Annotated in this window: 3 protein-coding genes and 1 pseudogene; all 4 read left to right on the forward strand. The window is 37.9% G+C overall.

Features of this window, described 5'->3' with window-relative positions; genetic code table 11:
* Positions 1-243, forward strand: a 243-nt coding sequence (locus L5M10_RS23705; protein ID WP_263256084.1) for an integrase core domain-containing protein, incomplete at its 5' end; no start/stop codon positions are given.
* Positions 240-440, forward strand: a complete 201-nt coding sequence (locus tag L5M10_RS23710; protein ID WP_263256085.1) for a hypothetical protein — start codon at positions 240-242, stop codon at positions 438-440. The genes L5M10_RS23705 and L5M10_RS23710, both read left to right, overlap by 4 nt.
* A gap of 108 nt (positions 441-548) precedes the next feature.
* Entirely contained in the window at positions 549-1,316 is a 768-nt protein-coding gene (locus tag L5M10_RS23715; protein ID WP_263256086.1) for a hypothetical protein, read from the forward strand.
* Between the two features lie 366 nt (positions 1,317-1,682).
* Positions 1,683-1,817 (forward strand): annotated as a pseudogene (locus L5M10_RS23720) (IS4 family transposase); the annotation flags it as partial.

A 1,817-nucleotide genomic window follows, 5' to 3' on the forward strand; every position in this document is an offset into this window, starting at 1 on the left:
AGTAGTCGCCGCGGGAATTGTTGGGATAACGCACCAATGGAGCGTTTCTTTAGAAGTTTGAAATCTGAGTGGATACCCGCTAGTGGTTATGGGAATTTTACAGAAGCAGATAAAGAGATCACAAATTACATCACTGGATACTACAGTGAGACCAGACCCCATCAATATAATGGTGGGTTAACGCCAAATGAGTCAGAACGTTTATATTGGAATGACTCTAAAACCGTGGCCAATTTTACTTGACCACTACAAGTATCACCGCCAGCACTTATGCCCACTTAGATGTGGAGAATGTCAGGGCAGAGCTTGGGATCACCACGGCTCATTTACTGGGGACATTTGTGCAAGAGTCGAAGGTGGATAGGTTGATGAAAGAGATAGAAAAACTCTCTCAGAAAGAGGTGAGAGAGTTGTATGATAAAGTATCAAAGCTTTTATAGAGTAAAATCTGAGTAGCAACGGACAAGCCTAATTATTTACTGGTTAGCATTAACCTATTTATATAATAATTTGATAGAAAATGTGGTGGATTTACTTTTGGTGACAATATGAATGATCAACTAGATGCTTTATGTCCTATATTTTTTGAGTCAGATGATGGAACGGATTTTTATCAACTAGGTACTGGGGTTTTCCTATATTTTAGAGGGTTATACTTTATTTTGACAGCAGGCCATGTGATTGATGAGATCAATCGTGGCGCTCTTTTAGTACCAGTTAAAGGAAATGAAATACAACAAATTGATGGGAGTTACTCTTACTTTAAGGCTGAACAATGCCGAAGTAGTGATATGATGGATGTTGGTTACTTCAAATTAGAGTTTGATTTTGCTGAACAACTAAAGTCATTATTTACACCGATTGAAGAACATGAAATTCACTATGCTTCAGAGTACTCTAGTTTAGCCCTGTTCAGTGTTTCTGGTTATCCTCACAGGAAGTCTAAAATCAAAGGCGGAATGGCGGTAACCGAAATGTTCTCCTACGGCAGTTATCATGCCAAAGCTGATGATTATAAAACTTTGGGTTGTACTGAAAAGTACCATGTTGTGTGTAAGTTTGATCGAAAAAAATCGATTAACCCTTTTTCAAAAGAAAAACAAATTTCTCCATTACCACATGGCATAAGCGGTGGTGGAATATTTATTTGGCCTGAATCATTAGGAGAGCTTCCACCAAAAAATAGAAAGCTAACAGCTATAGGTCATACATATAAAGAAAAAGGTGGTTATTTTATAGGGACAAATATTAGGGTTCTGCTTCAATCTATCCTTCAAAATAATCCTGAGTTAGCTTTACCTCGCACTTCAACTTGATAGCAGGATTGACCTAGGTTGTGTCATAGCTTAATTACTTGGTACTTATATACAGCAATTGGTGGTTGGAGCTATTTCAGATCTCTGATGAGAGGACAGAGGCTGTTTTGTAACGGACAAATATATAACAAATCTCATAGTTGTTTTGTTGGCTGATATGAATTACCACGTTGTGTTTTATGACCTTTCTCTGAAATCATGTATAGATGTTTTTTGGCTCTAGACGCTATAACGTAAAGTAACCTACGTGCTACATAGTTCTGAAGAATCCCCTGATGATTTACAAATAAATCATCAAATTAGGGTGGAAGCGCATCTTGTTGCATGATCAAATGGTTTCGCTAAAAACTACACTTGGACAACAAGATGCGCGAAGCCAATATCCTACAACATTCTTTACACCAATACTGCCCAGAACTTCACCTAAAACGATTAAACAGCTTGATGCTGGCCTCTAAGGCACTGATTGAATGTAAGACACTGACCTTGACTGAGTTAGGT

This window comes from Shewanella sp. SM32 (genome assembly GCF_025654235.1).
Taxonomy (GTDB): domain Bacteria; phylum Pseudomonadota; class Gammaproteobacteria; order Enterobacterales; family Shewanellaceae; genus Shewanella; species Shewanella oncorhynchi.